We start from the raw sequence: 21,729 nt of genomic DNA, 5'->3' as shown, positions 1-21,729 counted from the left end.
CCGCCCTGGAGCGCACGGTTCCCGTATGCGGCGCCGCCCGGGAGCGCGCGATTCCGGGCCCGAGCGCCCGTTTCCTTCCGGAAAACGGCCCGTCGCCCTGTTGAATTACTGGCCGGTATGGCAGCATCCGCGCCGAAGGCGGGCACACGAATCGGTGCGGAACGACCGGAGGTGACTGGTGGGGAGCCAGGGGGCACAACAGGGCGTTCGGGACACGAGTGGGGGGCGGGGTGTGCGGGGTGGCCGGCTGGCGGTGTGCACCGCGGTCGTGCTCTGCGCGACGGGACTGCTCGGCGGGACGGCGACGGCGGCGCAGCGCACTCCGGCCCCGACGCCGTCGCCCGGGGGCGACGCCCGCCACCTCGACGAGGTGCGCAAGGAGATCGAGGGCCTCTACCGCACGGCGGAGCAGGCCACCGAGGACTACAACGCCGCCGAGGAGCAGGTCCAGCTCCAGCAGAAGAAGATCGTCGAGCTGGCCCGCACCATCGACACCGCACAGGGCCGGCTGGCCGTCCTCAAGCGCCGGGCCGGGGCACTGGCCAGCGCCCAGTACCGCACCGGCGGAATTCCCCCCGAGGCGAAGCTGATGCTCAGTGCCGACCCGGAGATCTTTCTCGCCAATGCCGATCTGGCGCGTAAGGGGCAGCAGGCGGTCAAGGGCGTGATCAGTCAACTCACGCATCTCAAGAGCGACTTGGAGGATTACGCGCAGGACGCCAGTCGCCGCTGGGAGGAGTTGGAAGCCAACCGCAAGAAGAAGGACGCCGCCCGTAAGGAGATCAACGACAAGATCGACGCGGCGAAAGAACTGGAATCCCGACTGGCCGCCAAGGAAAAGGAACGCCTGCGGAAACTGGAGGACGACCAGGCGCTGCTGGCCCAGCAGAAATGGCTCGACTCCGGCGCGCTCAAAGACATCAGCGGCAAAGCGTCTGACCAGGGCAAGAAGGCGATTTCGTACGCCACTTCGCAGATCGGCAAGAATTACGTCTGGGGCGCGGTGGGGCCGGACACCTTCGACTGCTCCGGGCTGACCCTGCGGTCCTGGCAGGCCGCGGGCCGGACGATTCCGCGCACCTCGCAGGAGCAGTGGCGGCAGCTGCCCAGGGTGGCGCTCAAGGATATGCGCCCGGGCGACCTCATCATCTATTTCTCGGACGCCAGCCACGTCGGGATGTACCTCGGCGATGGCGCGATCGTGCACGCGCCTCGTCCGGGCCGGCAGGTGACGATCACCGGTGCCGGCTCGATGCCGATCCTGGGCGTCGTCCGGCCGGACGGGAGTCCTTCCGACTGAGCGGGCGCGGGGGCGCCGTCAATGGCGGTACGGAGTGATTCCGGACATTTTCCCGGCATTCATTCCGTACCGTGCGGGCGGAATGTCGGCGGTGCCGGACGGCACCGCCGCGACTCCTTTGTTTCCTCCGGCGCGACGGGCCGAGGATGATCGACGGCCGTCCATCCGTAGCGATCCGGTAGCTGAATGCGCTCGCCCGGGGTGATGTTCGTCATTCCCCTTCCCGGCCGCCGCAGGTGAAATGGCTTATCAGCCCTGGCATATGACGAAGGCCGCGTGCCAAAGGGCATTCCGTGTGCAGTGGTCCGGGCGCTATGGTCGCCATTCGATGCCCGGTAGCGCCCCGCTCGGCTGACCGACGAGAAGGGGTCGGACCGGGCACGGTGGCGTACCGGTCGGTGCATCGCCGTACCCCTCGGGGGGAGGGAAGGAAGCAGACCCATGCCCGTACCCGTACCGCACAAGCGGACGGTCGTGCTGCCGCACCAGGCAGGACCGGTGGACCCCGGCTGCGCGGAAACCGCCCGCGCCGCCGCCGTCGGCATGCCCGCGCACGGGGGCTGCTCCGGAGCTTCCCGTACGCCGCAGGGTGCGCCGGAGGCGCCCCTCGGGCCCGCCCCGCTGTCCCGGGACCTGCCGGCGGCCGACCTGCCGAGGCCGGCCGCGGACCGGCGAATTCCGGCCGGACGGACTGCTGCCCGCGCGGAGGCCGCCCATGTGCCCGCCACCACGACCGAGCCGGTGACCTCCGTCACACCCGAGACGCCCGAGGTCGAGGACCCCGCGGCCGCCGCCTCCGCCGCAGCCGAGCCGGCACCGGAGCCGCCCGCCCAGGGGCTGACGCTCCTCCTCATCGGCGAGGACCCGAACAACCACGTCCCGGAGATGTGGGACTGGGCCGGCCGCAAGGTCCGGCTGCGCACCGCCCGCAACCTCACCGAGGCCGAGCGGCTGCTCACCGACGACGTGCACTGCATCCTGCTCGACCTCACCCCGGCCGAGCCGGCCGGCCGCGAGGAGCGCGAGCCCGCCCGGGCCGACGCCGGCGGCACCCCCGGCGACGAGCTGGCCGCCCTGCACGCCGTACTGCGCATGGCGCCCTCGCAGGCCGTCCTCGTCCTCACCTGCGAGACGGACGCCGAGCGGGCCGCCGACGCGGTGCGGGTGGGCGCCCAGGACTACCTCTTCCGCGACGAGCTGGACGGCAAGGTGCTCAGCCGCGCGGTGCGCTACGCCGTGGAACGCAAGCGCGCCGACCTCGCCCAGCGCCAGCTCACCGAGTCCCGGCTGCGCGCCCAGGAGAACGCCCGCCTGGAGCGCGGCCTGCTGCCCACGCCGCTGCTCGACGGCTCGGAACTGCGCTTCGCGGCCTGCTACCGGCCCGGCCGCAGCCGCGCCCTGCTGGGCGGCGACTTCTACGACACCGTCCGCACCCCGGACGGCACCGTGCACGCCATGATCGGCGACGTCTGCGGCCACGGCCCCGACGAGGCCGCGCTCGGCGTCGAACTCCGCATCGCCTGGCGCGCGTTGACCTTCGCCGGACTGTACGGCGACGAACTGCTGGCCACCCTCCAGAAGGTGCTGGAGAACGAGCGCTCCGACGACGAGATCTTCGCGACGCTGTGCACCGTCGACATCTCCGAGGACGGCCACCGGGCCGGGGTGTGCCTGGCCGGCCACCCCGCACCGCTGCTGGCCCGCGCCGGCGAGCAGCCGGAACTGCTGCCCTACGAATTCGGCGGCCCGGCGCTCGGTCTGCTGCCGGAGGCCCGCTGGCCGCGCCGCCAGGTCGAGCTGGGCGCGGCCTGGAGCCTGATGATGTACACCGACGGCCTCATCGAGGGCCGTATCGGCGAGGGCACCCAGCGGCTGGGCCAGGAGGGGATGACCGAGCTGGTCACCCGCCAGATGGCGAGCGGCCTGACGGGCGAGGAGCTTCTGGAGGCGTCGGTGCGGGAGGTCCGGGCCCTGAACGGCGGGGAGCTCACGGACGACGTGGCGGTCCTGCTGCTGGACCGGCGGTAGCGCCGGTCCGGTGGCTCAGGGCCGGGCCCGGGGCGGAGACGGGCCCTGCCCGGCCTCAGCGGCCGCCGTTGTACGGCCCGTAGGGGCCGTCCGAGCTGGAGCCCCGGCGGGGACCGCGTCCGCCGCCGGCCACCGCGCGCAGCGCCGGCCGGACGTCGACGGTGTAGACGATCACCGCGATCAGGCCGATGATCGGCAGGAACGACAGCAGCGGCAGCAGGAACAGCAGCGCCGTGGCGGCGCCGAGGAAGATCAGCCACATGGCCTTGTTGTGCTTGTCGGCCGCGCGGTAGGCGTCATCGCGGCGGACGGCCGCGTCGATCAGCATCACGGCGGAATAGATGCCGAGGGCGAGCTGAACCCAGCTCAGAATGCTCTGGAATCCGTAAATCAGCACGCCGTCCACCGCCCGTTAGCCGTTCGCCAGGAAACTCGGTCTGTCATCTCGGTCCGTGTGGCCCCTGTGGGCCCCACCGTACCCGGACAACGGGCCGGACACGTGCGGAGTGCCCGGCCCGTGCGATGACCACCGCTCACCGGCGGCTCACTTCGCGGACGGCGGCGGGGTGCTCTTCTTCGCCGGGCCCGCCGCGGGCTTGCGCTGCGCGGCCGGCTTCTTCGCCGAGGCGGTCTTCGGCTCGGTCGAGGCGGTGGCCTTCGCCTCGGGGCGGGTGCCGTTGGCCGGCACGGTCCTGGCGCGGCTGCCGGTCTCCGTGCCGTTCCTGGCCTCGGTCTTCGGCGCCGACTCCGGCTCGATCGCCACCGCCAGCTCCTCGACCTGCTCGGCGGCGCCGCCGCGCCAGTTCTGCACCGCGCCGCGGCCGCGCTCGGCCAGCTCGTCGTAGGTCTCACGGGCCTGCACGGCGACCTCGGCGGCCCGGCCGACGCCGCGCAGCGCCAGCTCCTGCGCCTGGTCGCGGAACTTCTTCAGGTCCCCGTCGAGCGAGCCCAGCAGGTCGGTCAGCTTGTCCTGGGCCTCCTTGGCCTGCTTGGTGACCAGGGCCTGGATGTCCTTGGGGTCGGTGCTGCGGACCGACTCGAAACGCTTGGGCGCCTCGGCCTTGATCTTCTCGACCAGCTGCGGCACCTCGCTCAGCTTCTCGGCGGCCAGGTCGGCGGTACCGGCCAGGGCGTAGAGCGGGGTGGTGTCGGTCAGGGCCTTGCGGAGGTCATCGGTGGTGATGGCCATGACGTGGTTCCTCCTGGAAACGATGGGGTTGCTCAGGTGGCGTGCGGGCCGCCGTCGGCCCCTGCCTCATGGGGGTGGCCCCCGTCCTCGGGTCCGTCGCCGGACCGGTGCGCCGTGCCGTCGTCCGCGTCGCCGGTGCCGAGCCCGTTCTCCTTGCGGAAGGACTCGTAGATCTGCAGCAGGACCTGCTTCTGCCGCTCGTTCAGCGACGGGTCGGTGAGTATCGCGGTCTGCACCCCGGCGCCGTCCGGGCCGCGCCGCTCGTCCAGGATCCCGGCCTGGACGTACAGCGTCTCGGCGGATATCCGCAGCGCCTTGGCCAGCTGCTGGAGGATCTCCGCGCTCGGCTTGCGCAGACCGCGCTCGATCTGGCTGAGGTACGGGTTGGACACCCCTGCGGCATCCGCCAGCTGCCGCAGGCTCAGCTGCGCGGTGCGCCGCTGCTCCCGCAGGAACTCGCCGAGATTGCCGACATTGAGAGATGCCATGCCTCGATAGTGCACGGCGCTGCTAACTATTGCAAGCAAGTGCTAGCAATAGTGGCGTGTGCCATGCGGGGCAGCACGCCGTCCCCCCTGCGGCGGCGCCACCCCAGGGGGGATATCCCCCGGTCGAACCCGGAGGAAGGCGCCAGTGTGGTCCACCCTCGCCCAGGCCATGATCGTTTCGCCGTCCGGAAAACGAGACCGAGCCGAGGAGTTCATCATGGCCGTGCACCACCAGGGGAGAGGCCGACGGAGGCTGCTGCTCGCAGCAACGGTCGGCCTCACAGCCGTGGCCCTGCTGGCGCCGACCGCCTGCGCCTCGATCAGCGCACCCGCCGCACCCGCCGCACCCGCCCTCACGGGGGCGGAGGACCAGCAGGCCGCCGCGGTCCGCGCGCTGGACCGCGCCGCCCACCCCCTGCGCTCGACGGAACCGGGCGGCAGCACCTCCGACCTGCGGGCGCTGGACGCCATGATCGGCGACACCAAGGTGGTCGGGCTGGGCGAGGCGACCCACGGCTCGCACGAGTTCTTCGCCATGAAGCAGCGCGTCTTCAGCCACCTCGTCGAGGAGAAGGGCTTCACCACCTTCGCCCTGGAGATGAGCTGGACGGCCGGTCTGCGGATCGACGAGTACGTCCAGGGCGGCCCGGGCGACGCCCGGCAGGTGGCCAAGGAGACTCTGGCCGGATCGCCCTGGGAGCGCGAGGAGTTCGTCAGCCTCATCAGCTGGATGCGGCAGTACAACGACCGCCACCCCGACCGCAAGGTCCACTTCATGGGGAACGACATCGGGGCGCCCAAGCTCGGCGACGCCGTCTTCGACCGGGTGCTCTCGTACGTCCGCGCGAACCGCCCCCAGGACGTCGCGCGCCTCGAAGAGCTGTACGCGGGCCTGCGGCCCCTGGACGACGTCTTCGCGTACCTGCGCAAGCCCGTTGCCGAACGCCGCCAGAACGCCGCCACCGCCCAGCAGGCGTTCGACCTGGTCACCGCGAACAAGGGGGCCGGCGGCGACGCCTACGAATGGGCCGAGCAGCACGCCCGGAGCATCGCCCAGACCTTCGAGTTCGCCGCGCTCGACCTCTCCGACCCGGCGTCGGTCTCCAAAGCGGAGCACTTCCGTGACCGGGCCATGGCCGACAACACCGCCTGGTGGCACCGCCGCACCGGCGACAAGATGCTGCTCTCGGCGCACAACGGCCACGTGGGCTACCTGTCCAGCGACCCGGTGACGTACCCGACGACCCAGGGCGTCTACCTGCGCAAGGCCCTCGGCCGGGACTACGCCGCCATCGGCTTCACCTTCGACCGCGGCTCCTTCCTCACCGCGACCACCCTCGGCAGCCCCTGGAACAAGGTCACGGTCCCCGCCGCCACCCCCGACATGCAGGAGTACACCCTGGACAAGGTGCGCTACCGCGACTACTACCTCGACCTGCGCACCCTGCCCGCCGCGGGCCGCACCTGGCTGAACACCGCCCGCCCCACCTACGATGCCGGCTCGTCCTTCAAGAAGGACCCGCTGCCCACTCTCGCCATCACCCCGGCATACGACATCCTGATCCACCTCAACCAGGTCCACGCAGCCACCAGCCTCTGAGGCGCCGGGCCGATTTCGGGGTTCGGCTCCGTCGGCGAGCGGGCCCGAGCGCCCCGGCGGACCCGTTCAGCCGTCGTGGCCGGCGGTGCGGCGCCGCTCGGCGCGGTGGGCGAGCGCGTCGAGGACGCGTTGCCATGCCGGTGACGCCTCGGAGATCCGGGAGGAGACCAGCCGCAGATAGCCGGCCCGGCCGCTGTCCCGTTCGTTCTCGACCTCCCACGCGTCCAGGTCGTCGATGAGCCGGTCCAGGCGCGGATCGTGCGGATCCCAGTCGACCGACCGGTCGCAGGCGAGATACAGGCGCGTCGTCTCGGGGTCGTCGAAGCCGGCGTTCTTGTCCCGTATCCGCTGCGGCATGGCCTGCGGGTCCAGCGCCTGCATCAGGATCCACGCGTCGCGTTCGAGCCGTACCCGCAGTTCGCTGACCCCGAGGCCGCGCATCCGGTTCAGGAGGGCGACCACCTCGGGGGGCAGGACGAGGCTTTCGCCGCCGGCCAGTTGGGCGATCCTGCGGCGGTACTCGGTGAGCTGGTCGATCTTGCGCTGCAACGCGGCGTCGATGTCGGTGACGGCCGCGGCGAACTCGGCCGGCTGCGCGTGCAGCAGCGCGTCGATACGGGCCAGCGGGACCCCCGCGTCGGCGAGGGTCCTGATCCGGATGAGATCCACCGCCGCCTGCGCGCCGTAGCGGCGGTAGCCGGAGGCGTCGCGCTCGGGCTCGGGCAGCAGGCCGACGTGGTGGTAGTGGCGAACGGTGCGCACGGTCACGCCGGCGGTTGCCGCGAGCTGGCTGATCGTGAGCACCGTCCCCCTCGGATCTTCGTGCAACGCGGTCCCGCCGAGTCTAGGCCGGGTCCGCGAAGGAGGGGCGGGCCCGGTCGGCGACGTCGCGGACCGCCTGGACCACGGCATCGGGGCGGTCGAAGCAGAGCCGGTGGTGGACGGTGTCGGAGAGGACCCGGTGCTCCCCGTGCGAGACCGCGCCCACCAGGGCCGCGTCCATTCTCGCGTGGCCGTCGTGCATCTCCCGCAGCGTCCGCTCCGACGTCAGCGTCTGCTGGGCGGGGTCGGTGCCGACCACGGTGAGAGCGATCAACGGGACGTCGGGAAGGTCCGGTCCGGCCCGCAGTTCGGTGGCGAGTTCGGCCAGCCCGGTGCGCTCGGCCATGCCTGCGTCGGTCCATTCGCCGCCGACCTTGGCGTCGATCAGCGCCTGCCGTATGTGCTCGGGGTAGTCCGCGAGCAGCTCGACGTACATCTCGCGCAGGGCCGGCCGCAGCTTCTCCAACTGCTCCCGGCCGGGCGCCATCCGCTCGACCGCGGCCAGGCTCGCCGCGGGCGGCATGAAGTCGTCCCAGTCGCGGTGCAGGGCGTCCAACCAGACCAGCCCGGCCACGTCCTGCGGGTACAGCTGCGCGAACCGGTGCGCGTAGAGGCCGCCGAGGGAGTGCGGCACCAGGATGTAGGGGGCGGCGATGTCCTGGGCGCGCAGCAGCTCGCGCAGTTCCGTGGCGACCGCCGCCGCGCTGCGCGGCAGCGGGAGGGGATCGCTGTAGCCCGTGCCGCCGCGGTCGTAGACCACGGCGGTGGTGAACTGCGAAACCGCCTGCTGCACACCGAAATAGTCCAGGCCGACCGCGCCGGCGCCCGGCAGGAACACCACGGCCGGTCCGCCGCTGCCCGACCGGTGCACGAAAACGCGGCGGCCGTCGATCTCCTGGAACCCTCCGACCGGCGGGGCGAGCCGGGCCGGGGAAGTGCTGTTGTCCGTCATGCGACCAGGCTCCAACCCTGACGCAGGGTCAAGGTCAACCCCTTTCCGCCGGCGCATCCGTGAGCGTGCGCGGTACGCGTGTCGGCGGAGTGTCGGGGCGTCGGCGGGGTTGTCGACGATCCGTAGGCGAGCTGTCGGCGGCCGCTGTGACCTTGGAGGCGGGCCATCCGGTCCGTCCAGTCGCAGCCGTCCGGTCGTTCCAGGCCGTCCGGTCCGCCCCACCGCAAGGGAGCCTGCCCCATGTCGTCCGTGCCGTCCGCCCCGCCCTGGGATGTCCGCAGGCTGCCGCGTGCCGAGGGACGTACCGTCCTGGTCACCGGTGGCAACGCGGGCATCGGGTACTTCATCGCCGAGCAGCTCGCCGCGACCGGGGCCGCCGTCGTGCTGGGCAGCCGGGACCCGGCGAAGGCCGCGGCCGCCCTGGCCGTGCTCCGCGCCCGGGTCCCCGGCGCGCGGGTGCGGGCCCTGCGGCTGGACCTCGCCGACCTCGCGTCCCTCAGGACCGCGGCGGCGTCCCTGGGGCCGCGCCTCGACGCGGTGGTCCACAACGCCGGTGTCGCCCTCGACCACCCGCCGCGCCGGGAGACCGCGGACGGCCACGAGCTGATGTTCGGCACCAACCACCTCGGGCACTTCGCACTGACCCGGTGGCTGCTGCCGCTGCTGGCCGCCGCGCCGGCGGGCCGCGTGGTCACCATGGGGAGCTTCGCGGCCAAGACCGAGCGGCTGGACCTCGCCGACCTCCAGTCCCGGCACGACTACCGCCCGAAGCGCTCCTACGGCCGGTCCAAACTGGCGCAGATGCACGCCGGGCTCGAACTCGACCGCCGCCTGCGCGCCGCCGGCAGCACGGTGGCCAGTGTGGTCGTCCACCCCGGCGGGGCCCTGGACTCCCGCACCCCGGCCCGCCCGCCGGTGCACGTACGGACCGCCGGCGGGTGGCTGCGCGGTCTGCCCGCGGCCGTCGTCCTCCAGGGCAAGGACGCCGGGGCGTGGCCCGCGGTCCGCGCGGTGCTCGACCCGGCCGTGTCCGGTGGGCAGTTGTGGGGGCCCCGCGTCCTCGGGCTGCGCGGCGCCCCGCGCCGGGAACCGGTGTGGCACCACCTGGCCGACGCCGCCGTCGCCGACCGGCTGTGGGCGGCCAGCCGCGAGCTGACCGGGGTCGATCCCGGCACCGTCCTCGGATAGCACCGGGCAATACGGATACGGCGGACGGGTACCCGCCCGCCGTATTGCCCGGACGGCGCGGCCGCCTAGGGTGGGCGGGCGACACAGCTTGTTCGGTTGAGGACATACGGGGGAGGCCACCATGGCAGGAAAGGCACAAACGGATCGGATACGGCGGCGGCTGCGCTCCGGCACCGTCGTCCTCGGCGGTATGGGCGCGCTCGCCGCGGCCCTCACCTCCTGCGGGTCGGAGCCGGACAGACGCTGCGTGGATCCCAAGAGCTACGACAGCACCCTGGGGTACCGGGTGCTCAGCGCGTCCCAGTGCTCGTCGACGAAGGGGACGACCACCACCGGCCGCTGGTACTACGGCTCCGGCAGCTCCGGCCGCTACGTCAAGGACGGCAGCTTCAGCAAGAGCGCGGCCGTGGAACGCGGGGGCTTCGGTTCCGGGCACGGGTCCGGTCACGGCTCCGGGCACGGTTCCTCGGGCGGCTGACCGCGAGATGCGCCGACACACCATCGAGCCCCGCCCCGACTGGCAGACCCTCGTCGAGGCCCAGGGCCTGGTCTACCCGCTCACCCGGTACCCCGACGACTCGCTGCGCCCCTACTGGGACGAGAGCGCGTACTACTCCTTCTCGGCGGACGAGATCGAGGAGCTGGAGGAGGTCGTCGAGGAGCTGCACGGCATGTGCCTGGCCGCCGCCGAGCACATCGTCACCCACGACCGGTTCGCCGACCTCGGCCTCACCGATCCGCAGCTGGCCGCCCGGGTCGCCGAGGCATGGCGCCGCCGCGCCGAACTGCCCTCCGTCTACGGCCGGTTCGACCTCCGCTACGACGGCACCGGCCCGGCCAAGATGCTGGAGTACAACGCCGACACCCCCACCTCCCTGGTGGAGGCCGCCAGCCCGCAGTGGTTCTGGATGGAGGACCGGTTCCCGGCCGCCGACCAGTGGAACTCGCTGCACGAGCGGCTGGTCGACGCCTGGAAGCGGCAGGCCGCCCTGCTGCCGCCCGGCGCCCCGCTGCACTTCGCGCACTCGTCCGCCGACGAGCTCGGCGAGGACCTGATGACCGTCGCCTACCTGCGCGAAACGGCCGAACAGGCCGGCCTGGCGACCGAGGCGATCGCCGTGGAGGAGATCGGCTGGGACCGGCTCTCCGGCCGCTTCGTCGACCAGCGGCTGCGCTTCATCCGGGCCTGCTTCAAGCTCTATCCCTGGGAGTGGCTGGCCGCCGACGCCTTCGGCCCGCACGTCCTGGACACCCTCGACAACGGCGGCGCCACCGGCACCACCCTGTGGATCGAGCCCGCCTGGAAGATGCTGCTCTCCAACAAGGCGCTGCTGGCGGTCCTCTGGGAGCTCTACCCCGGCCACCCCAACCTCCTCCCCGCCTACCTGGACGGCCCCCGCGACCTGCCCGCCGGCCCCGGTTACGTAGCCAAACCGCTGCTGGGCAGGGAGGGCGAAGGCGTCACCGTCCACCCACCGGGATCCGCCGCCGACCCGCGCGAGGAACCGTGCTGCTACCAGGAGTTGGCGCCACTGCCGGACTTCGACGGCAACCGGGTGGTGCTCGGCGCCTGGGTCGTGGCGGACGAGGCGGCCGGGCTCGGCATCCGCGAATCGGCCGGTCTGGTCACCGACGAGTACGCGCGGTTCCTGCCGCACCTCATCGCATGAGAAACCCGGTGCGGCCGCCGGGGCGCCCTGTTACGGTCGGCCCCATGCAGCGCGCTGACCTGTTCGTCACGACGACGCCGGAGAGAGTCCCGGCGCGCTGACCGCTGACCGTTGAGTCGTCAAGCCCCGGGGCGAGTACCCCGGGGCTTCGCCGTGTGGTCGCTCGCCGCTCCGGGCGACCCGCGAGGAGACCACGATGAACGCCACCCCGGTCCACGACCACCGCCGGCTCGGCCGCGAGCTGGACCTGTTCGACACCGACCCGCTGATGGGCGCCGGGCTGCCCTACTGGCTGCCGGACGGCGCGGCGGTGCGGCACGCCCTGGAGGAGTACGTCCGCGAGACCGAGCGCCGCGCCGGCTACCGGCACGTCTACTCGCCCGTACTCGGCAAACGCGAGCTGTACGAGATCTCCGGGCACTGGGACCACTACAGCGAGGACATGTTCCCGCCGATGGACCTCGGCGGCGAACAGGTCGTGCTGCGCCCCAGTCTGTGCCCCCACCACGCCCTCATCTACCGCTCCCGCTCCCGCAGCTACCGCGAACTCCCGCTCCGGCTCGCCGAGTTGGGCGGGATGTACCGCTCGGAACTCTCCGGGGTGCTCGGCGGACTCACCCGCGTACGGGCCATCCAGCTCAACGACGCGCACATCTTCTGCACCCTCGACCAGGTCGCGGACGAGGCCAGCGCCGCCCTCGACCTGATCCGCCGCGCCTACGCCGACCTCGGCATCCGCGCCGCCCGCTACCGCCTCTCGCTCCCGGGGGAGGGCGGCAAGTACGTGGCCGACCCCGCGATGTGGCGCCGCGCCGCGGCCCTGCTGACCGAGGTCCTCGACGGCTCCGGCGTGGCCTACGAGGCCGCCGAGGGCGAGGCGGCCTTCTACGGACCCAAGATCGACGTGCAGATCGCCGACCGCGCCGGACGCGAATCCACCCTGTCCACCGTGCAGGTCGACCTCCACCAGCCGCGCCGCTTCGACCTGTCCTACGTGGGCCCCGACGGCGCCCGGCACCGGCCCGTGATGGTCCACCGCGCCGTCATCGGCAGCGTCGAACGCGCCGTCGCCCACCTCATCGAGGAGCACGGCGGAGCCTTCCCCGCCTGGCTCGCCCCCGTCCAGCTCGCGGTGCTCCCGGTCTCCGAGGCCGAACTCCCGCACGCCGCCGCGCTGGTGCGGCGCTGCGTCGACCAGGGGCTGCGCGCGGAACTCGCCGACCTCGCACAGGGCACCCTCGGCGCCCGGATCCGCGCCGCCCGCCACGTCCCCTACCAGGCCGTCATCGGCCCCCGCGAGGTCCCCGGGGACCTCGTCGCCCTCCGGTTGCGCGACGGCCGCCGCCCGGCGCCGCTCCCCGCCGCCGAGGCGCTGGCCCGCATCGCGGCGGTGGTGGCCGGGCGCGGCGACGCGCTGTGGGCGGCCGCCTGACCCGGGCGGGGCCTGCCTCCGAGCCGGGCGCGGCCTGCCCTGGGCCGGATGCCCCTGCGGGCCCGCCGTGCCGCGGCCCCTCCTAGGGAGCCGCGGCCGGGTCGGCGGGCAGCGTGCCGATCACGACGGTGGCGTACAGCTCGTCGGAGGTGGCCACCTCGGGGCGCAGTCCGCTGCGCCGGAAGGTCTCGACGGCCCGGGGCGCCTGGCGCTCACCGGTCTCGACCAGGAGGTGGCCGCCCGGCGCCAGCCACCGCGGCGCCGCCGCCGTCACCCGCCGCAGTACGTCGAGCCCGTCCGCGCCGCCGTCGAGCGCCACCAGCGGTTCGAACTCGCGGGCCTCCGGCGGCAGCAGGCCGACCTCTTCGGAGGGCACGTAGGGGACGTTGGCCGTCAGGACGTCGATCCGTCCCCGGAGGTGGCCGGGCAGCGGGTCGAACAGGTCGCCCTCGTAGACCCGGCCGCCGACGGCGGCCACGTTGCGGCGGGCGCAGCGCACCGCGGCCGGTTCGATGTCGGAGGCGTGCAGTTCGACGGCGTCCAGCGCGGAGGCCAGGGCCGCCCCCACCGCGCCCGAGCCGCAGCACAGGTCGACCGCCACGGTCGGCCGGCCGGTCCGTTCGGCGGCCCGGCGGCCGAGGGCGACGGCCCGGCCGAGCAGGAACTCGGTGCGCCGCCGCGGTACGAAGACCCCCGGGTCCACGGAGACCCGCAGACCCCCGAACTCGGCCCAGCCGAGGACGTGTTCCAGAGGATGGCCGGTCGCCCGCCGCTCCACCATGGCGGCGAGGTCGTCCGGGGTGCGGGCCGCGGCGATGAGGAGCGCGGCCTCGTCCTCGGCGAAGACGCAGCCGGCGGCGCGGAGTCTGGTGACGACGGCGGACCGGGGCGGCTCGGCCGCCGGGCGCGGGACGGCGGCGCCGGACGCGGGGGAGGAGAGGGGGGACGGCTGGGGTGACGGGTGGGACGACGACATGCTGGTGAGCCTTTCGGGATGCCGAGGGGCGCTTCCCGGGTCACGGATGTCTGGCGGTCACCTGGAACGGGTGGACGCACGGACGTGAGACGGGAGCACCTGCCTGGTCTGGCGGGGAATCGGTCTCACCTCCTTGGGGCGGGTGCGTACACGAACGGGTGCGGGCCGGCGCACGGTACGCGCCGGCGGCCGGGGCCACAGTACCCGACGCGGTGATCAGCAGTCAGAAGGAGCCCGGCCGCCGACTGCCCCCGTGGAACCGGCCCGCGGCCCCCGTCCCGGAGGTCGGATCGCCCCGCGCCGCCCGCGCCCGGACGAACTTCCGGAAAGTACTTGTCAGTTTGGAAAGTTCTTGTCAGCATGGTGGGTGTCGAAAGCGTGAGCGATCTGATCGATGAGGGGGATGGCATGGGGGAGTTCGCTGCCGGGGATGCCGCGGCCGCGCTGGCCCAGGCGGAGGCGCTGGGGTCGACGGTCCGCAAGAGCACCAAGTGGTACGTGCGTTACCAAGTCCTGTACGGCTGCGCGGCCGGGCTGTTCGTGCTCCTGATCGGACTGGTGGAGGCGCCGTACGGGCCGGTGATCGGCGGTGTGCTGTGGGTCGCCGCGATCTCCGGGCTGTCCGTCTACGCCGCCCGACAGCGCGTCGCCCGGCGGGGGTTCGGGGTGCGGCACGGCATCCTGATCGGCGCCTGGGGGGTGCTCTACGCGGCGGTGCTGGTGCCCGGGGATATCTTCTTCCGGGGCGCCCCTGCCTGGTGGGTGCCCGGTGCCGTGGTGGTCGCCCTGCCCGGCCTGATAGGCGGATACCTGGAGGCCCGGCAGTGAAGGAGCCGCACGAGAAGACCGCGGCGGCCGCGGCGACTTCGGCCGCCGCGGACCCCGGCCCGGAGGACGGGGCCGCCCCGCGCGCCGGAAGCCATCCGCGCCACGGGCTGGACGACGTCATCCACGCCCCGGTCCGGTTCTCCATCGTGGCGACCCTGGCGGCCGCCGACAAGGCCGAGTTCGGCTTCGTCCGGGACACCGTCGAGGTGAGCGACTCGGTCCTGTCGCGGCAGATCGCCACCCTGGAGAAGGCGGGCTATGTCGCCGTCACCAAGGGGTACGTCGGCAAGCGGCCGCGCACCTGGCTCGCCCTCACGGCCGGCGGCCGGGCCGTCTTCGCCGCACACTGCCGGGCCCTGCGGGCCATAGCGGGCGGCGACGCCTGACCCGGCCGCAGGCGCGGCCTCGGCGCGGTGACGGCAGCCGCCGGGGTGCGTGCGGTGCCGTTGGGGCCCGGCCCGCGGTGATCGGTTGACTTGGAGCGCGCTCCAACTCCTACTGTCGTCAGCGGGTCGAGGGGCGGCGGAGCGCCGCCCCGGACCAGGGTGACGCCCCGGCTCAGGGGTGCCCGATCCGGTTCGCAGCACGTGCCAGGAGGTAGCAGCATGACGGAGATTCCCACCCGCCGCCTTGGGGGACTCGCGGTGTCCGCGCAGGGGCTCGGGTGCATGGGGATGAGCCACGGTTACGGCGCCTCGGACGACGACCAGTCGATCGCGACCATCCACCGCGCGCTCGACCTCGGCGTCAGCCTGCTGGACACCTCCGATTTCTACGGGGCGGGCCACAACGAGGAGTTGATCGGCCGGGCGATCGCCGGCCGGCGCGACGAGGCGGTGCTGGCCACCAAGTTCGGCTTCGCCAACCGGCTCGGCGAGCCGACCGCGATCCGCGGCGACGCCGCCTACGTCCGCGAGGCGTGCGACGCCTCGCTGCGCCGGCTCGGCGTCGACCACATCGACCTCTACTACCAGCACCGCGTCGACCCCGACGTGCCGATCGAGGAGACCGTCGGCGCGATGGCGGAGCTGGTCGCCGCGGGCAAGGTGCGCCACCTCGGCCTGTCCGAGGCGAGCGCGGAGACCGTCCGGCGGGCCCACGCGGTCCACCCGATCGCCGCGCTGCAGAGCGAGTGGTCGCTGTGGACCCGCGATCTGGAGCAGGAGATCGCGCCGGTCTGCCGCGAACTCGGCATCGGCCTGGTGCCGTTCTCGCCGCTCGGCCGCGGCTTCCTGACGGGGCGCTACACCTCCGTCGAGGGCCTGCCGGAGACCGATCTGCGGCGCACCCAGCCGCGCTTCGCCGACGGCAATCTGGAGCAGAACCTCGCCATCGTGGCGAAGCTCGACGAACTCGCCGCCGAAAAGGGCGTCACCGCCGGGCAGTTGGCGCTGGCCTGGGTGCAGCACCGGGGCGACGACGTCGTGCCGATCCCGGGCACCCGCCGCCAGAAGTACCTGGAGGAGAACCTCGGGGCGCTCGCGGTGCGGCTCTCCGCCGAGGAGCTCGCCGCCATCGATGCCGCGGCCCCCGCCGGCCAGGTCGCCGGCACCCGCTACGACGCGTCGAGCATGGCCTTCGTCAACAAGTGAGCACCCCCGGCGCGGGCCCGCGCGGGCGGCGGCCGGTGGGCGCGCGAGTACCCGCGCGCCCACCGGCCGCCGTTCCCCGGCCTCACGCCGGCGACATCACCTCGTACAGATTGCGGTCGGCGTCGCTGAAGAACAGGCCGCGGGCGCACAGGGGGTGGTCGGTCCGGCCGTTGTCCGGGTGGCCCGGTTCGTTGCCGTAGGGGATGCCGGCCGACCGGAGGCGGGTGAGGATCTCGTCGAAGGTCTCGGGATCGACGTCGAAGGCCAGGTGATGGCCCGGGGGTTCCGGGACGGCCATGAAGTCGAGGGTGAGCGTCCCGTTCACCCGGACCGGGGCGAAGTGCCCGTCGCGGCCGGCCGGCGGGAGTTCCGCCAGGCCCATCACCGAGGCGAAGAAGTGCGCCGCGGCCCGGTGGTCGACGGCCGGGACGATGGTGTGGTTGAGGGTGACGGGCATCAGGCGCTCCCTGGGTCGGTGAGGGTGCCGTGGAGCAGCACGGAGATGAGTTCCGCGGGGGTGAGTGCCGTGTGGGCCGGGCCGCCCGGTGCGGGCAGCCGGCTGAAGAGCAGGCCCAGGAAGGCGGCGGCGACCCGCTCGGGGCTCAGCCGCAGCCGCTCCCGGTCCGGTTCGATCAGTTCGACCACGGCCTCCTGGAGGGCGTGGAAGGACCGGGTCCGCCCGTCCTGCGGGGGCTCGCCGTCCGCCCCCGCCTCCGGGGGGCGCAGCTGGTCGCGGCGGTGCCCGGAGGCGTAGAGGCTGCCGATGACGGTGCCCATCCGCTCCAGGTGGGCGCAGAGCGCCTCGGCGGCCTCGGTGAGGCGTGCGGCCAGCGGTTCGTCCAGGGGGACGGAGGCGAGTTCGCGCAGTACGTGCTCGACGCCCACCGCCTCGGCCGCGCAGGCGTCCAGCAACTCCTCCTTGTCCTTGAACGCGCGGAAGATCGTGGCCTCGCCGATCCCGGCGGCGCGGGCGATCCGGCTGGTGGTGACGGCGGCCCCGTGCTCCGCGATCAGTGGCAGGGCGGCCGCGACGATCATGGCGCGGCGCTGTTCGACGCTCATACCGGGGGCCCGGCGGCGGGGCGGCCGGTTCGCTGCGGGAGGTGTCGGCGATGTCATGGCACAACGGTACGGAGTGAGTACTCACTCCGTCAATGGAGTAGGCGCGGGAGGCGCGCCCGAAGCGCCGTCCCTAGACTTCTTCAGAGGCGGACGGGACACGAGGCAGGCGAGACCCCGAGGGGCGGCGCACCATGGAATGGAAGCTCGAACTGGTGCCGATCCCGGTGAGCGACGTGGAGCGCGCCAAGCGGTTCTACAGCGAGCGGGTGGGCTTCGCCGTCGATCTCGACATCCGGCTCGACGACGGCGGCCGGATCGTCCAGCTGACCCCGCCCGGCTCGGGCTGCTCGATCGTCCTGGGCGCGGGCGGCGGCGTGACGCCGGTACGGCCCGGTTCGATGCAGGGGGTGCAGCTGGTGGTGCCCGATGTGGCCGCGGCCCGCGGCGAGTTGCTCGCCCGCGGGGTGCCGGTCGGCCCCGTGCAGCACGTGGAGAACGGCGCGCTGGCCGACGGCCCCGGCGGCGTCTGGAACTCGTTCGTCTACTTCAACGACCCGGACGGCAACGGCTGGGCCGTCCAGCAGGGGCCGACGGACCCGGCGGACCAGGGATGACCGGGACACCCCGACCACCCCGACCGCCCCGGCTGTTTGGCCCCCCGGCCGCTTAGCCGCCCGGCCGCCGGCCACCGCCGCTGCCCGCCCCGGATCACACCGCGTCCGGAGGGTGCTGCGCCTCCGGATGGCGCCGCGGATACGTGGCCTCCAGAGAGGCCATGTGCAGGCGCCCCCAGGCGCCCAGTGGGGCCAGGGCCTCGTTGAGGGAGGCGCCGAGGCCGGTCAGCGAGTACTCGACCTTCGGCGGAACCTGGTCGAACACCTCGCGGTGGACGATGCCGTCGGCCTCCAGCTCCCGGAGCTGCTGGGCGAGCACCTTCTCACTGATCTTCGGCAGCTCCCGGCGCAACTGGCCGAACCGCCGGGGCCCTTGGGCCAGCGCCCACAGGAGCAGGACCTTCCACTTGCCGCCGATGATGTCCACGGCGGCGTCCAGCCCGCATTCGTAGGGGCCCTTGCGCCCGCTCACACCGACCCCCCTCACGTCCCCCGCACACGGGTCGCCCGGGTGCGCCTCTCCGCGTCCAGTATCGACGATCGCCGACGACCGGGGCCGGGGGGCGACGCCGGGCGCCCGTACGGACGCCCGGCGCGACGGGGCCGGGTCAGTTGCCGTACGGGCGGGCCGTGCGCGCCTCCCGCAGGGCCACGGCCCACCACTCCAGCTGGTTCAGCAGGGCGTCCGCGGCCTGGGCGGGCGGAGCCGGGTCGTGCAGCTGGCCGTCCTCGTCGAACGGGCCGGTGGTGAGCGCGAAGCTGACCGTCTCGCGCACCGTCGTGGCGTGCAACTCGGCGAAAACCAGCCGCAGTTGCTCGACCGCGCGAAGGCCGCCGGAGATTCCGCCGTACGAGACGAAGCCGACCGGCTTGGCCTGCCACTCGGCGCGCAGCAGGTCGACGGCGTGCTTGAGCGGCGCCGGGAAGGAGTGGTTGTACTCCGGCGTGACCACCACGAACGCGTCCGCCTGTTCCACGCGCTTGGCGTACGCGATGAACTCCTCGCTGCCGTAGCGGAGTTCGTACGGCCGGACGGCGTCCAGGTCGATCACGTCGACGGTGACGTGCGGGTGGGAGGCGCTGAGGTGCCGGGTGAACCACTCGGTGATGACCGGGGCGAACCGGCCCTCCCGGGTGCTGCCGACGATGACGGCGAGGGTGTAGCGCTCTGCGGACATGCGAGGCCCTTCGTGGCGGAGTGAATGCGACAGCCCTGAGGCTAGAACCCCAATTAAACTTGAGGTCAAGCGGGCGGGGGCGAGGAAAGGCAACTCGCCCCCGTTCCGGCCGTTACGCGCCGCCGGGCGTCACTCCGCGCCGAACAGCTTCAGCAACTCCGTCTTCTGGAACATCCGGGCCGTCTCGATCGCCGACGGCGCCCCGGCCGCCGGATCGGCACCGTGCGCCACGAGGACCTTCACCACCTCGTCCGCGCCCTTGAACACCGCGCCGGCGAGGGGGGTCTGCCCCCGGTCGTTGGCGCGGTCGGCGTCGCCGCCCCGCTGCAACAGGGCCTCCACGGTGTCCGGGTGGCCGTGATAGGCGGCGAGCATCACGAGGGAGTCGCCCTTGTCGTTCGTCAGGTTGGCGGGCACGCCCGCGTCCACGTAGGCGGCGACGGTGTCGGTGTCACCATGCCGCGCCAGGTCGAACACCTTGGCCGCGAGCTGTAGCACCTCGGGGTCGTGCGCGTGCTCGATCGCCTCGGGTCCCTGCGGCTCGGAATTCGCGTCGCTCATGGTCGCCGGCCTCCTGCTGTGGTGATGAGTGTGTGTTCCGGGTGCACCGCCACTCTAGATTTTTCCGGCCCCCCGCGTTACGGATGCGGGGCGCGGATTCCGCCGAACCGCGGAGCACCGCCCACCTGCGGACTCCCGACCGGCGGACACCCCGCCGGCGGACGCCGCCGAAGGAGGCCCGTCGACGGACCCGGGCCCGAAGACCCGGGCAGGGCTCCACCCGATGCCCCTCGGACCAGCCTCAGAACGCCGCGCGAATCGACCCCACCCGACTCGCGCCCCCGTGCAGCGGCACATCCTCGATGCGCGCCAGAACCGGGTCGTCGACCCCGAGCCCCCGCAGGACCCGGGCCAGGATGGGCCCCAGCGTGCGGGTCGCACCGTCGTCGATCTTGAACGCCAGGGCCCGGCCGTCGGGCAGGGCCAGGGCCTGCACCGCCTCGGCGCCCATCTTGGAGAGCGTGCCGGGCAGCGCCCGCATCAGCCAGGTGTCCGGCCGCCGGGTGCCCGCGACGTACTCGGGGTGCGCCCGCATCGCGTCGGCCACCCGCCGCTCCGGCGTCCCCGGCTCCGCGAGGACGAAGTACCGGTAGGCCCGCGCCAGCCCCGTCAGCGACAGCGACATCAGCGGCGCGCCGCAGCCGTCGGTGCCGATGTGGGCGACCTCCTCGCCGCCCGCCGTCCGGACGACGTCCAGGATCAGCTGCTGGAGCGGGTGGCCCTGCTCCAGGTACGTCTCCAGCGGCCAGCCGTTGAGCGCGCAGACCGCGAGCATCGCGGTGTGCTTGCCGGAGCAGTTCATGGTGAGCCGGTCCCGGATGTTGCCGGCGGCGAGGTAGTGCTCCGCCTCCTCCGGGTCCAGCGGCAGGTCGGGCGGCGTCTGGAGCTGCTCGGCGGCGAGCCCGTGCTCGGCGAGCATGGTCCGCACCAGGTCGAGGTGGAACGCCTCGCCGGAGTGGCTCGCCGCGGCCAGCGCCAGCCGCTCCCCGGAGAGGTCCAGCCCCGCCCGCAGGATCGCCGCGGCCTGCATCGGCTTGTTCGTCGAGCGCGGGAAGACCGGCGCGTCGACGTCGCCCAGGGCCTGCTCGACGCTGCCGTCGGCCGCCAGCACCACCAGCGAGCCACGGTGCCGCCCCTCGACGAAGCCGGAGCGGACGACCTCGGCGAGCACCGGCGACGCCGCCGACGGGCTCGACGGCGCGGCCGCCGCGGACGGCGACTGCTCGGGTATCGGGGTGGACGAGGACGAGGACGAGGTCTTCGACGAGGTCACGGCCGGCCTTCCGGGGGACGGGACCCGCGCCCCGGAGGCGGCTTGTGGCCGTTCAGGACAGCAGGTCGTCTACTTGTGCTTCGCCTTCACGGTACCTGCGGGCGATTTCCGCACTGCAATCGTCGGTCGTGCGCTGGAGGGAGTGGCGGCGCTGCGAGATCTGCCGCTCGTAGCGGATCAGCCGGCCCATCCCGTCGTGCAGCTCCTCGTCCGTACGGGCCGTGAGGTCGGAGAGCTCGACCTCGCCGAGCATCTCGTCGGCGAGCCTGCGGTACTCCTCGCTGTGCGGGGTGCCGAGCGTCACATGGCGGGCGGACGAGCGCTGGCGCGACGGCAGGTCGGTGAGGATCTCGGGCAGCCGGTCCAGCAGCGGCGAGTGCGACCCGGTGCGGCGGGCGATCTCGGCGCGCAGGATGTCGATCCGGCCCTGGAGCAGTCGCCGCAGATAGCTGAGGTCGGCCTCCTCCTGCTGGCAGTCGCGGCGCACCACGCGCAGCTCGGGCAGGCTCAGGCCGGACACCTCGGGGGGCCCGGCGGGGCGGAAGCGGTCGCGCTGCTGCGGGGGGCGGGCGGTCTGTGCCTGGCCTGCCTTGAGCATGGGGTCGTCCTCGGTACGGGCGGGCTCGCCGGGAGCCGGCGCCGGGGTGGTGGTCGTCAGGGCGTGCGGGGCCTCCGGGGCGGTCGGGGTCTCCGGGGCGGCCGGTCTCGTACGGCCGGACGGCGGGGTGGGGTGGGCCGGCGACGAGCTGCCGGCCGGTGCCGTACGGGCGGGTGGCACGGGGCCGGGTGTCTGTCCGGCGCCGAGTGTCGTCATGAATCGTTCCGTCCCCTCGTCCGGTGCCGCATCCAGGGCATGTTGTCCGTGAAACGCACCGCGTGCACGCATCGTGCCACTCTGTGCGGTCCGTGTGCAGGGCCATGGCACTCGAACGGCCCTTGTGGGGGTACCCACGGCGAGGCGGCGGGGCGGTCGGCA

Annotated in this window: 24 protein-coding genes; 11 read left to right on the top strand and 13 right to left on the bottom strand. The window is 73.3% G+C overall.

The window, feature by feature from the left end:
- Positions 1-247: 247 nt before the first annotated feature.
- Both CG747_RS35985 and CG747_RS35980 read left to right on the top strand, forming a co-directional pair.
- Positions 248-1,300, top strand: coding sequence for an NlpC/P60 family protein (locus CG747_RS35985; protein ID WP_374701860.1), 1,053 nt, complete (start codon positions 248-250; stop codon positions 1,298-1,300).
- 441 nt (positions 1,301-1,741) lie between these two features.
- Positions 1,742-3,328 carry a PP2C family protein-serine/threonine phosphatase gene (locus CG747_RS35980; protein WP_100606091.1) on the top strand — a complete coding sequence of 529 codons (1,587 nt, stop codon included), beginning with the start codon at positions 1,742-1,744 and terminating at the stop codon, positions 3,326-3,328.
- Positions 3,329-3,383: 55 nt separating this feature from the next.
- On the opposite strand, the gene CG747_RS35975 is transcribed toward CG747_RS35980, so the two are convergent.
- From CG747_RS35975 to CG747_RS35965, 3 genes are all read right to left on the bottom strand, one after another.
- Positions 3,384-3,725: a DUF2516 family protein gene (locus tag CG747_RS35975; RefSeq protein WP_180985833.1), complete on the bottom strand. Its 342-nt coding sequence runs from the start codon at positions 3,723-3,725 to the stop codon at positions 3,384-3,386.
- Between the two features lie 147 nt (positions 3,726-3,872).
- On the bottom strand, positions 3,873-4,517 hold the full coding sequence (locus tag CG747_RS35970; protein WP_100606089.1) for a hypothetical protein: 645 nt from the start codon (positions 4,515-4,517) through the stop codon (positions 3,873-3,875).
- A gap of 32 nt (positions 4,518-4,549) precedes the next feature.
- Positions 4,550-5,005, bottom strand: a complete 456-nt coding sequence (locus CG747_RS35965; RefSeq protein WP_100606088.1) for a helix-turn-helix domain-containing protein — start codon at positions 5,003-5,005, stop codon at positions 4,550-4,552.
- A 217-nt stretch (positions 5,006-5,222) separates the two neighbouring features.
- Here CG747_RS35965 and CG747_RS35960 point away from each other — a divergent pair, with 217 nt between their 5' ends.
- Positions 5,223-6,605: an erythromycin esterase family protein gene (locus CG747_RS35960; RefSeq protein WP_100606135.1), complete on the top strand. Its 1,383-nt coding sequence runs from the start codon at positions 5,223-5,225 to the stop codon at positions 6,603-6,605.
- A gap of 66 nt (positions 6,606-6,671) precedes the next feature.
- Here the strand turns inward: CG747_RS35960 and CG747_RS35955 are convergent, their stop codons facing one another.
- Positions 6,672-7,409: a MerR family transcriptional regulator gene (locus CG747_RS35955; protein WP_100606087.1), complete on the bottom strand. Its 738-nt coding sequence runs from the start codon at positions 7,407-7,409 to the stop codon at positions 6,672-6,674.
- A 40-nt stretch (positions 7,410-7,449) separates the two neighbouring features.
- Entirely contained in the window at positions 7,450-8,379 is a 930-nt protein-coding gene (locus CG747_RS35950; RefSeq protein ID WP_100606086.1) for an alpha/beta fold hydrolase, read from the bottom strand.
- A 240-nt stretch (positions 8,380-8,619) separates the two neighbouring features.
- Between CG747_RS35950 and CG747_RS35945 the strand changes: the two genes are divergently transcribed.
- The 4 genes from CG747_RS35945 to thrS all read left to right on the top strand — a co-directional run bounded on the left by CG747_RS35945 (position 8,620) and on the right by thrS (position 12,669).
- A complete protein-coding gene (locus CG747_RS35945) occupies positions 8,620-9,567 on the top strand; it encodes an SDR family NAD(P)-dependent oxidoreductase (RefSeq protein ID WP_100606085.1) in 948 nt (315 codons plus the stop codon).
- A gap of 121 nt (positions 9,568-9,688) precedes the next feature.
- Positions 9,689-10,045, top strand: coding sequence for a hypothetical protein (locus tag CG747_RS35940; protein WP_100606084.1), 357 nt, complete (start codon positions 9,689-9,691; stop codon positions 10,043-10,045).
- A gap of 7 nt (positions 10,046-10,052) precedes the next feature.
- Positions 10,053-11,237 carry a glutathionylspermidine synthase family protein gene (locus CG747_RS35935; RefSeq protein WP_100606083.1) on the top strand — a complete coding sequence of 395 codons (1,185 nt, stop codon included), beginning with the start codon at positions 10,053-10,055 and terminating at the stop codon, positions 11,235-11,237.
- A gap of 196 nt (positions 11,238-11,433) precedes the next feature.
- Entirely contained in the window at positions 11,434-12,669 is a 1,236-nt protein-coding gene (gene thrS / locus CG747_RS35930; RefSeq protein ID WP_100606082.1) for a threonine--tRNA ligase, read from the top strand.
- Positions 12,670-12,751: 82 nt separating this feature from the next.
- On the opposite strand, the gene CG747_RS35925 is transcribed toward thrS, so the two are convergent.
- Entirely contained in the window at positions 12,752-13,645 is an 894-nt protein-coding gene (locus tag CG747_RS35925) for a putative protein N(5)-glutamine methyltransferase (protein WP_100606081.1), read from the bottom strand.
- A 408-nt stretch (positions 13,646-14,053) separates the two neighbouring features.
- Here CG747_RS35925 and CG747_RS35920 point away from each other — a divergent pair, with 408 nt between their 5' ends.
- The 3 genes from CG747_RS35920 to CG747_RS35910 all read left to right on the top strand — a co-directional run bounded on the left by CG747_RS35920 (position 14,054) and on the right by CG747_RS35910 (position 16,065).
- Positions 14,054-14,473 carry a hypothetical protein gene (locus CG747_RS35920; protein WP_100606134.1) on the top strand — a complete coding sequence of 140 codons (420 nt, stop codon included), beginning with the start codon at positions 14,054-14,056 and terminating at the stop codon, positions 14,471-14,473.
- A 107-nt stretch (positions 14,474-14,580) separates the two neighbouring features.
- A complete protein-coding gene (locus CG747_RS35915) occupies positions 14,581-14,859 on the top strand; it encodes a transcriptional regulator (protein WP_100606133.1) in 279 nt (92 codons plus the stop codon).
- A 219-nt stretch (positions 14,860-15,078) separates the two neighbouring features.
- Positions 15,079-16,065: an aldo/keto reductase gene (locus CG747_RS35910; RefSeq protein WP_100606080.1), complete on the top strand. Its 987-nt coding sequence runs from the start codon at positions 15,079-15,081 to the stop codon at positions 16,063-16,065.
- A gap of 82 nt (positions 16,066-16,147) precedes the next feature.
- Here the strand turns inward: CG747_RS35910 and CG747_RS35905 are convergent, their stop codons facing one another.
- Positions 16,148-16,522 carry a VOC family protein gene (locus CG747_RS35905; protein ID WP_100606079.1) on the bottom strand — a complete coding sequence of 125 codons (375 nt, stop codon included), beginning with the start codon at positions 16,520-16,522 and terminating at the stop codon, positions 16,148-16,150.
- Positions 16,522-17,103, bottom strand: a complete 582-nt coding sequence (locus CG747_RS35900; protein WP_100606132.1) for a TetR/AcrR family transcriptional regulator — start codon at positions 17,101-17,103, stop codon at positions 16,522-16,524. The genes CG747_RS35905 and CG747_RS35900 overlap by 1 nt, the downstream gene beginning before the upstream one ends.
- Before the next feature lie 215 nt (positions 17,104-17,318).
- Between CG747_RS35900 and CG747_RS35895 the strand changes: the two genes are divergently transcribed.
- Complete coding sequence (locus tag CG747_RS35895; protein ID WP_100606078.1) at positions 17,319-17,741, top strand: VOC family protein; 423 nt, start codon at positions 17,319-17,321, stop codon at positions 17,739-17,741.
- A gap of 94 nt (positions 17,742-17,835) precedes the next feature.
- Here CG747_RS35895 and CG747_RS35890 read toward each other — a convergent pair whose 3' ends face one another.
- From CG747_RS35890 to CG747_RS35870, 5 genes are all read right to left on the bottom strand, one after another.
- Complete coding sequence (locus tag CG747_RS35890; RefSeq protein ID WP_100606077.1) at positions 17,836-18,213, bottom strand: helix-turn-helix domain-containing protein; 378 nt, start codon at positions 18,211-18,213, stop codon at positions 17,836-17,838.
- Positions 18,214-18,349: 136 nt separating this feature from the next.
- Positions 18,350-18,919: an NADPH-dependent FMN reductase gene (locus CG747_RS35885; RefSeq protein ID WP_100606076.1), complete on the bottom strand. Its 570-nt coding sequence runs from the start codon at positions 18,917-18,919 to the stop codon at positions 18,350-18,352.
- A 129-nt stretch (positions 18,920-19,048) separates the two neighbouring features.
- Positions 19,049-19,480, bottom strand: a complete 432-nt coding sequence (locus CG747_RS35880; RefSeq protein WP_100606075.1) for an ankyrin repeat domain-containing protein — start codon at positions 19,478-19,480, stop codon at positions 19,049-19,051.
- Positions 19,481-19,721: 241 nt separating this feature from the next.
- Positions 19,722-20,711 carry an asparaginase gene (locus CG747_RS35875; protein WP_100606131.1) on the bottom strand — a complete coding sequence of 330 codons (990 nt, stop codon included), beginning with the start codon at positions 20,709-20,711 and terminating at the stop codon, positions 19,722-19,724.
- A gap of 94 nt (positions 20,712-20,805) precedes the next feature.
- A complete protein-coding gene (locus CG747_RS35870; protein WP_100606074.1) occupies positions 20,806-21,567 on the bottom strand; it encodes an ABC transporter substrate-binding protein in 762 nt (253 codons plus the stop codon).
- Between the last annotated feature and the right edge of the window lie 162 nt (positions 21,568-21,729).

Origin of the sequence: Streptomyces sp. CB02959, assembly GCF_002803155.1 — a bacterium.
In the GTDB taxonomy this organism is placed as follows: Bacteria; Actinomycetota; Actinomycetes; order Streptomycetales; family Streptomycetaceae; genus Streptomyces.
The sequence above is the reverse complement of the archived record's forward strand: the minus strand, read 5'-3'. Positions and strand labels throughout refer to the sequence as shown.

What these genes read in the sequence shown, in the direction of transcription:
- CG747_RS35980 (WP_100606091.1), top strand. Translation starts at nt 1,742, where the DNA reads ATGCCCGTACCCGTACCGCACAAGCGGACGGTCGTGCTGCCGCACCAG.
- CG747_RS35970 (WP_100606089.1), bottom strand. Translation starts at nt 4,517, where the DNA reads ATGGCCATCACCACCGATGACCTCCGCAAGGCCCTGACCGACACCACC.
- CG747_RS35965 (WP_100606088.1), bottom strand. Translation starts at nt 5,005, where the DNA reads ATGGCATCTCTCAATGTCGGCAATCTCGGCGAGTTCCTGCGGGAGCAG.
- CG747_RS35960 (WP_100606135.1), top strand. Translation starts at nt 5,223, where the DNA reads ATGGCCGTGCACCACCAGGGGAGAGGCCGACGGAGGCTGCTGCTCGCA.
- CG747_RS35950 (WP_100606086.1), bottom strand. Translation starts at nt 8,379, where the DNA reads ATGACGGACAACAGCACTTCCCCGGCCCGGCTCGCCCCGCCGGTCGGA.
- CG747_RS35945 (WP_100606085.1), top strand. Translation starts at nt 8,620, where the DNA reads ATGTCGTCCGTGCCGTCCGCCCCGCCCTGGGATGTCCGCAGGCTGCCG.
- CG747_RS35940 (WP_100606084.1), top strand. Translation starts at nt 9,689, where the DNA reads ATGGCAGGAAAGGCACAAACGGATCGGATACGGCGGCGGCTGCGCTCC.
- CG747_RS35935 (WP_100606083.1), top strand. Translation starts at nt 10,053, where the DNA reads ATGCGCCGACACACCATCGAGCCCCGCCCCGACTGGCAGACCCTCGTC.
- thrS (WP_100606082.1), top strand. Translation starts at nt 11,434, where the DNA reads ATGAACGCCACCCCGGTCCACGACCACCGCCGGCTCGGCCGCGAGCTG.
- CG747_RS35925 (WP_100606081.1), bottom strand. Translation starts at nt 13,645, where the DNA reads ATGTCGTCGTCCCACCCGTCACCCCAGCCGTCCCCCCTCTCCTCCCCC.
- CG747_RS35920 (WP_100606134.1), top strand. Translation starts at nt 14,054, where the DNA reads ATGGGGGAGTTCGCTGCCGGGGATGCCGCGGCCGCGCTGGCCCAGGCG.
- CG747_RS35910 (WP_100606080.1), top strand. Translation starts at nt 15,079, where the DNA reads ATGACGGAGATTCCCACCCGCCGCCTTGGGGGACTCGCGGTGTCCGCG.
- CG747_RS35905 (WP_100606079.1), bottom strand. Translation starts at nt 16,522, where the DNA reads ATGCCCGTCACCCTCAACCACACCATCGTCCCGGCCGTCGACCACCGG.
- CG747_RS35900 (WP_100606132.1), bottom strand. Translation starts at nt 17,103, where the DNA reads ATGATCGTCGCGGCCGCCCTGCCACTGATCGCGGAGCACGGGGCCGCC.
- CG747_RS35895 (WP_100606078.1), top strand. Translation starts at nt 17,319, where the DNA reads ATGGAATGGAAGCTCGAACTGGTGCCGATCCCGGTGAGCGACGTGGAG.
- CG747_RS35885 (WP_100606076.1), bottom strand. Translation starts at nt 18,919, where the DNA reads ATGTCCGCAGAGCGCTACACCCTCGCCGTCATCGTCGGCAGCACCCGG.
- CG747_RS35880 (WP_100606075.1), bottom strand. Translation starts at nt 19,480, where the DNA reads ATGAGCGACGCGAATTCCGAGCCGCAGGGACCCGAGGCGATCGAGCAC.
- CG747_RS35870 (WP_100606074.1), bottom strand. Translation starts at nt 21,567, where the DNA reads ATGACGACACTCGGCGCCGGACAGACACCCGGCCCCGTGCCACCCGCC.